Below are 7,938 nucleotides of genomic sequence, written 5' to 3'. Positions count from 1 at the left end.
ATACTATTTTTGATTCACTGGTGCAACTTAAATTGGAATTTAATCACTATGTGGATTGGTTTAATTATAATCGACTTCATTCAACATTAAATTACCAGTCGCCGATTGAATACAAAAGAAATCGATGACCTTATCTTTTTGGTGCTAAAAAGTGTGGACATACCAGAAGAATCAAAACCTAAAGACTCGGCAGCATCTTTATACCAACTTCTTAAAGGCCCATCAACTTCCATACTTCTGTTGCCTCCATCAATCTCGTTCATAACACCATTAACAATACCAGATCCTCCTTCATATATTCCATTTACTCCATGCGCTATCATAGGGGCACCAATAAGACATGACCATCCCGCAGAACAAAATGCTACCCCATTTTGAATCATTCCTACACCACCAAAAATAGACAAACCATTTTTCAACCATATAAAACTTTGCTCTAACAAATTATTTTCTTCAGTCTTTATTTTCTTTGCGCCTTCCTCATAACTCATTTCACCACTTTCAACTTTATTGACAATATTCATGGCATATGTATCAACATCATCAATAAAAGCTTGTTTTATTTCGTTATAATAAAGGTGTTTTTCGCATAGTTCGTGGGTACAGTCCATTAAGCGCTTGGCATCCAATCGAATTTTTGACGTGTCGTCACTCATTTCAAGTGATGAGTCACTTTGCGTATACATCAGGTTTTGAAAAATAGGTAATGAGGTTTCTGAAGAGCTAGGCATTTTAAAACTTGAGCTTTTCGCTGATGAATGACTTGCAACATTAACATAAGCAAAGCTTTTAGTTGCGATAATTCGATTATCGCCTATTGGGCATCCACAAGCTATAATGCAACCATCATACGCAGCTGGTTTACCTTCTACAATACAATCATATGTTCCTTCAATAATGGAACCATATCCTTTTGTACATTTAGGACAACTTGCGTAATCGCCTAAGCATGCAATGCCTTGACCTTGAGAAAACCCTCCATTTGATGCAGAAATCACTTTACCACCTGTTGTCGTATCATCGCCCAACACTGCTAATAATTTGTTCACTCTCCTTCCCCCATTTTCACTAAAAATTTAATAAAAATTGATAACTATTGGGTTAATCTTTCGTTCATACCAACTACGGCGTCATTAAACGCCATAATTAAGTAACATTAAAATTAAGGTTTATGTGTGTTTTGTTCCCGCTCAATTGCACGGTAACCAATATCATGCCGATAAAAACAACCATGCCAATAGATGTCTTTGGCTTGCTGATAAGCACGTTGTTGAGCTTCAAGTACTGTGTTGCCAAGTGCAGTTACACATAATACTCGTCCCCCATTGGTGTAGACTCGCCCTTTTTCTAAACTAGTACCTGCATGGAAAATTTTGCAATCTTCGGTTGATTCTGCCGGTAGTCCAAGAATTATATCTTGGGTATGATATTCACCCGGGTAACCGCCTGCAGCTAGCACTACACCTAATGCGGATCTTGGATCCCATTTTGATTTGACCGTATCTAATTTGCCTTCTACCGCCGCTAAGCAAAGTTTGACCAAATCTGATTGCATTCGCATCATTATCGGCTGTGTTTCAGGATCGCCAAATCGGCAGTTGAATTCAATAACTTTGGGATTGCCGTTTTTGTCAATCATTAAGCCAGCATATAAAAAGCCGACATAGACGTTGCCTTCTTGCGCCATACCATTGACCGTTGGATAAATGATTTCATCCATTACCTTTGCAAAAACCGCATCAGTTACAACAGGAGCTGGCGAATACGCGCCCATGCCACCCGTGTTTAAACCTGTATCGCCATCGCCAACACGTTTATGATCTTGGCTAGTTGCCATTGGCTCTACATGTTTACCATCCACCATGACAATAAAGCTAGCTTCTTCACCCTCGAGAAACTCTTCAATCACTACTCGATGACCTGCATCACCAAAGGCATTTCCAGCTAACATATCACGAACGGCGTCTTCGGCCTCTTTTAGTGTCATGGCAACAATAACGCCTTTACCAGCCGCAAGTCCATCGGCTTTAATCACGATCGGTGCGCCCTTTTCACGGATATAAGCAATTGCTGGTTCCACTTCAGTAAAGTTTTGATATTCAGCTGTTGGAATTTTATGACGTGCTAAAAAATCTTTAGTAAAAGCTTTTGAGCCTTCCAGTTGAGCGGCCGATTTTGTTGGACCGAAGATTTTCAATCCTGCTTTTTGGAAGCTATCAACAATGCCAATAACCAGTGGTGCTTCAGGACCAACAATGGTCAAATCCACTTGCTGTTGCTGGGCAAAATTAAGCAGTCCACTCACATCGGTGACTTTGATATTAATATTTTCTAAACTTGGTTCCAGTGCAGTACCAGCATTGCCGGGGGCAACAAAAACTTTAGAAACCAATGGAGATTGTGCTACTTTCCAAGCAAGCGCATGTTCACGCCCACCATTACCAATTACTAATACTTTCATAAAAGATCCTTTTAAGATGCCTTTCATAATATAAAGATATATATAGATAACTCTTTTTAAAAACTAACAAAGTGATCACACAATTAATGCCTAAAATGACGCATTTTAGTAAAGATCATCGCGATATTGTGCTCATTTGCGGCTTGGATCACTTCATCATCTCGAATCGAGCCACCAGGTTGAATCACACAAGTCACACCTGCGGCTGCAGCGGCATCGACGCCATCTCTAAATGGGAAAAACGCATCTGAAGCAACAACTGATCCAGCAACGTTTAAATTTTCATCTTTAGCTTTAATTCCCGCTATCTTAGCAGAGTAAACACGACTCATCTGCCCTGCTCCAATACCAATTGTCATATTATCTTTTGCATAGACAATGGCATTTGACTTAACAAATTTTGCCACTTTCCAACAAAATAGCGCATCTGAAAGCTCTTGAGCAGTGGGGTTACGTTTGGTTACTACAGTTAATTCATTTGGCGATATCATACCTAGATCGCGATCTTGCACTAATAAACCGCCATTGACACGTTTAAAATCTAAACTTACTGATGCTGATGTTGACCACTCACCACATTCAAGTACACGCACATTTTTTTTAGCTTGAGTAATGGCTAAAGCTTCTTGGCTAACTGATGGGGCAATAATTACTTCTACAAATTGTTTATCAACAATGGCTTTTGCGGTATCTACATCAAGCTGTCGATTAAAGGCTATAATGCCACCAAAAGCTGAAGTTGGATCAGTTTTAAAGGCTTTTTCATAAGCATGTAAAATATTATCACTAACCGCTACACCACAAGGATTAGCATGTTTTACAATCACACATGCTGGCTCATCAAATGATTTTACACATTCAAGCGCAGCGTCTGTATCAGCAATATTGTTATAAGAAAGGGCTTTACCTTGCAATTGGTTTGCTGTTGCAATCGAGGCTTCTTTGACATCTTGCTCAACATAAAAAGCCGCTTGCTGATGCGCGTTTTCACCGTAACGCATATTCTGTTTTTTAATGAATTGTAGATTTAAAGTTCGAGGAAACTCGCCCGATGGTTGATTGGTTTCACCCATGTAAGGTGGCACTAATCGCCCAAAATAGTTGGCAATCATACCATCATATTTAGCCGTGTGTTCAAAGGCTTTAATTGCAAGGTTAAAACGATATTTAAATGAAAGGGAGTTTTGGTTACTATCCATCATATTGATGATATTTTCATAATCACCACAATCAACTACAATGGCAACATCTTTATGATTTTTGGCAGCAGATCGAACCATTGTCGGGCCACCAATGTCAATGTTTTCAACCGCATCATCTAACGTACAATCTGGTTTAGCGACAGTCTGCGCGAAGGGGTAAAGATTAACGACAACCATATCAATCGGTGCAATTTGGTGTTGTTGCATAATATCATCATCAATACCCCGTCGCCCTAAAATTGCCCCATGAATTTTAGGATGTAAAGTTTTAACTCTCCCGTTCATCATTTCAGGGAAACCAGTGTAATTTGATACTTCAATAACAGGTATTTGGTTTTCCATTAATAATTTTGCTGTCCCCCCAGTCGAAAGGAGTTCCACATTACGTTCTGATAAGGCTTTTGCAAATTCTAAAATACCGGTTTTGTCGGACACACTAAGTAAAGCACGACGGATAGGACGAAACTGCTGCATGAAAGGCTCCGAAATTGATATCTACAATCTAAGTTATTGAGCCAACATTATATATAAATTAAAGATAGAAGTTTAGTGTTAACTTATCAAAAACGATCAAAGTAGTTAAATGATAATATTTGACTTTATTTCGGTTTTGACAAATCAGCTATATTTTATTCTTGACAAAATACCTAACACTTCCAACACGCTTTTTTGACGTGTTATGCTCGCTTATTTGTCAGCATATTTTGACGACGTATAAATGGTTATATTAACCTTTTAACGTTATAAAGATAGGTCTATTTTTCGTTTTACATAACTCAGGTAGTATATTGATTTTATATTTTCTCAAAAGATAGATTGCCGTAATACTGTTACTTTTGGATACATCAGTAGTAGAAAATTTACAACATTTTGGTTGAATAAAACCCTAGACTAGCTAGGGTATTAATTAAATTTATTGATTTAAATATTTAACTATTAATTCTTCGCTTTATATTCAGCATAATATTCTTCTGCTAATTTACGCATTGATAATCCAATTGCGGCATATTGATATTCATTTAAGTTTGCTAACGATGCTCGAGCAGAAGGATGTTGTACAGCAAATCCCTTACCCGGTAGTAGTACAACACCTGCTTCATCAGCAATTCTGAATAACATTTCAGATGGATTTTTATTTTTTAGAATCCATTTTGCGAATTTGTCTTCATATAATTCTCGGCAAATATGTTCAAGATCCACTAGAGTGTAATAATCTACACTGTTTTCATCGGTTTGATGTTTAAGACCTAAATGTTGATAAAGTGATGCTGCACGGCGTCGAATTAGTGATTTTAATGCTGTTTTATAGCTTTGATCGTTATCCATCATTTCACATAATGCAAATAATACCATTTGTACTTGCTGTGGTGTTGATAGTCCAGCAGTATGGTTTAATGCAACCGCACGACTATCGGCTACTAAGCGGTCTATAAATTTTAGATTTTCAGGTTCAGTAACAATTGAGCTATATCGTTTATTTAAGATCTGTCTGGTTTTGCTTGGTAACGCTTTAATGGCTTTATCTATTACATTATCATGTGCTGTTGCAATAACACCTAAACGCCAACCTGTTGCTCCAAAATATTTCGAAAATGAATAAACTAAAATGGTATTTTGAGGGCAGATTGCAAATAAAGATTGGAAGTCATCAGCAAATGTGCCATAAACGTCATCGGTTAGAATAATTAGTTCAGGGCGTTTTTTGACAATGTCGGCAATGATTTTTAAGCTGTTATCGTCAATTTTAACTGATGGTGGGTTTGAAGGATTAACAACAAAAAAGGCTTTAATTGCTGGATCTTCTAATTTACGCAATTCTGACTCAGGATACTGCCAATTTGAGTTAGGATCAGAATTAATTAATACCTCAACTAATTGGTAATCGTTAAGTTCAGGAATTTCGAGATAAGGCGTGAATATAGGTGCGCCAATGGCAATTTTGTCACCTTTTTGGATTAATCCATTTTCTTTCATTGAGTTAAAAATATAAGCCATGGCAGCCGTGCCACCTTCAACAGCAAATAAATCTATATCATTACGATCCAGATATTGAGCGCCCATTTGTTGTAAAACATATGCTTTAACCACATCTTCACTAAAATGTAGCATTCTATCTGGTACTGGATAATTACATCCTAAAATACCTTCTACCATTTCTTGTAAAAAGGCGTTTTCGTCAAGCCCTAGTTGATCACGAATATAAGAAAATGCCTTACCTAAAAAGGCAACACCAGGAGTGTTGTAATTTTGGCAAATAAAATGTTCAAAGCGTCCGGTTAGTCCTGCTTTAATTGGCATGCCACCGATACCTTCATTTAAATATGAAAATGACATTTCGGATTCTTGGGTTGCAAATACACCTAATTGGAAAAAAGCTTGACGAGGCCAAGTAGCAAGAAAGTTGGGATTACCTCTACCTGCATTTAACATTACTCGATCAGTATGGCTTTGTGCCAGTTTAATTAAGTTATCTTTTAATTCAAAAGGACTTAAATTAGCATATTGACTGTATTCTGTTTTGTTTTTCATACATTTGTATCCTTAATTTGATGGATCAATTAAACAAAAGCAACAACTAATGGTCCTAATAAAGTTAGGAAAACATTAGCTAAAGCATAAGTAATGGCAAAAGAGTTGGTTGGTGTTGAGTTACCGGCTTTATTTAGCACTTCACCAAAAGCAGGATTAGCGCTACGCGAACCCGCTAAAGCACCGGCAAACACCGCTACATTTTTATAGCCTAGTACATATTTACCAAAATAAATGGCAAGTAACATTGGCAATAAAGTAACAACAACACCAATTAAAAATAGGGATAAACCTTGTTCTTTAATAGTATTAATCGCTTGAAGACCAGAACTTAAACCAACAACCGCCACAAAACCTGCCAAGCCAAAATCTTTTAAAAGTTGCACAGCACCAGTTGGTATGTTACCAATAGTTTGATGAACAGAGCGATACCAGCCGAATAATAATCCCGATAAAAGCGCACCGCCACCAGCTCCTAATGTAATAGGAATATCGCTAACACGTATAACGATTAAACCAATAATAAGACCAACAACAAGCCCTAAACCATGAAATATCCAGTCAGTTTTTTCACTTTTAGTGATTGGAGCACCAATTTTATCTACAACACGACGAAGATCACCATCAGCACCATAAATAGTAATAACATCACCAAATTTTAAATTAATATCGTTATTAAGTGGAAGGGATTGTCCATCACGATGAATAGCCAAAAGGTATATTCCATGTTTTAATTTCATAACTTCGTCAGATTGAAGTACTTGAGTAAGATTTTGATCCACATAACGGCTATTACGCATTTCAACATCTAGTTTGTTCATCACTACATCCATACCTGATGCTGAATTTACTTCGCTACCAAGTAGATCTTGTGCTTTAATCATAGCGTCACGATGACCCACAACCAGAATGATATCTTTTGACTTTAATACTGTTTCAGGGGTTGCTTCTATTATTTTATTGCCACGTTTAATACGTTCAATACTGATACCATTTACAGTTTGTTCAATATGGGAAACAGTTTGGTTGATTTTATTGGTAATACGATACAAACGACCACTAATATCAGATAAAGCTAAATTTTGATCATTGCCCAATAAGAGCGAACCATGAAGCTGTTCTGCTTGTGCTTTAATTGCATCATCGCCAATATCTCTACCCATTATTTTTGGTAGAATATTGACACACACTATAATGGCACCTAGTGAACCAAATATATAAGTGACTGCATAACCAATAGTGACATTAGCTTGCATTTTACTTAATTCTTCAGCACTTAATCCAAGCTGACTTAATGCATCAGAGGCTGTGCCCATAATGGCTGATTGGGTCAATCCTCCTGCAGCTAAACCAGCAGCAAGGCCTTTGTCTAAATTGAATATTTTAGCTAAAATTACAACAGTCACAAAGCTTGCGACAGCAATAAATAATGCTAAGAATATTTCGCGTAATGTTTTCACGCCTAGTGAACGGAAAAACTGAGGACCACTTTCATAACCCACAGCATAAATAAATAGTGCAAAGAGAATCGACTTAACCCCAGCATCAATAGTAACGCCAAAAACACTTAAAGCAACAGCGACAAGTAACGAACCGGCAACACCACCGAGTTGGAATTTACCCATTCGAATGCCACCAATTAAATATCCTAAACTTAACGATAAAAATAATAGAATTTCTGGGGAGTGTTTAAGTCCATCTAAAACCCAATTTGAAAGCCATTGAAACATATTAATTGTCCTCAAG

The 7,938-nt window shown here is 37.2% G+C and carries 6 protein-coding genes; 1 reads left to right on the top strand and 5 read right to left on the bottom strand.

The annotated features are described in order from the left end of the window. The first annotated feature begins 20 nt into the window (after positions 1-20). On the top strand, positions 21-128 hold the full coding sequence (locus tag B9N71_RS13500; RefSeq protein WP_370738303.1) for an IS3 family transposase: 108 nt from the start codon (positions 21-23) through the stop codon (positions 126-128). Here the strand turns inward: B9N71_RS13500 and B9N71_RS06165 are convergent. The 5 genes from B9N71_RS06165 to aspT all read right to left on the bottom strand — a co-directional run bounded on the left by B9N71_RS06165 (position 87) and on the right by aspT (position 7,922). After that, complete coding sequence (locus B9N71_RS06165) at positions 87-1,031, bottom strand: PAAR domain-containing protein (protein ID WP_208610448.1); 945 nt, start codon at positions 1,029-1,031, stop codon at positions 87-89. The genes B9N71_RS13500 and B9N71_RS06165 overlap by 42 nt on opposite strands. Before the next feature lie 131 nt (positions 1,032-1,162). Further along, on the bottom strand, positions 1,163-2,461 hold the full coding sequence (gene purD / locus B9N71_RS06160; protein ID WP_085164846.1) for a phosphoribosylamine--glycine ligase: 1,299 nt from the start codon (positions 2,459-2,461) through the stop codon (positions 1,163-1,165). 83 nt (positions 2,462-2,544) lie between these two features. After that, positions 2,545-4,137, bottom strand: coding sequence for a bifunctional phosphoribosylaminoimidazolecarboxamide formyltransferase/IMP cyclohydrolase (gene purH / locus B9N71_RS06155; protein ID WP_085164844.1), 1,593 nt, complete (start codon positions 4,135-4,137; stop codon positions 2,545-2,547). 462 nt (positions 4,138-4,599) lie between these two features. Further along, the gene (locus B9N71_RS06150) at positions 4,600-6,192 is read right to left on the bottom strand and encodes a bifunctional aspartate transaminase/aspartate 4-decarboxylase (protein WP_085164842.1); all 1,593 of its coding nucleotides are present in this window, start codon (positions 6,190-6,192) and stop codon (positions 4,600-4,602) included. Positions 6,193-6,221: 29 nt separating this feature from the next. Beyond that, positions 6,222-7,922, bottom strand: coding sequence for an aspartate-alanine antiporter (gene aspT / locus B9N71_RS06145; RefSeq protein ID WP_065590085.1), 1,701 nt, complete (start codon positions 7,920-7,922; stop codon positions 6,222-6,224). Positions 7,923-7,938: the final 16 nt, after the last annotated feature.

This window comes from Gilliamella bombi, from assembly GCF_900103255.1.
In the GTDB taxonomy this organism is placed as follows: domain Bacteria; phylum Pseudomonadota; class Gammaproteobacteria; order Enterobacterales; family Orbaceae; genus Gilliamella; species Gilliamella bombi.
The sequence above is the reverse complement of the archived record's forward strand: the minus strand, read 5'-3'. Positions and strand labels throughout refer to the sequence as shown.

Bases quoted from the DNA above. Each gene is read 5' to 3' on its own strand.
- purD (WP_085164846.1), bottom strand. From the start codon at position 2,461: ATGAAAGTATTAGTAATTGGTAATGGTGGGCGTGAACATGCGCTTGCT.
- purH (WP_085164844.1), bottom strand. From the start codon at position 4,137: ATGCAGCAGTTTCGTCCTATCCGTCGTGCTTTACTTAGTGTGTCCGAC.
- B9N71_RS06150 (WP_085164842.1), bottom strand. From the start codon at position 6,192: ATGAAAAACAAAACAGAATACAGTCAATATGCTAATTTAAGTCCTTTT.
- aspT (WP_065590085.1), bottom strand. From the start codon at position 7,922: ATGTTTCAATGGCTTTCAAATTGGGTTTTAGATGGACTTAAACACTCC.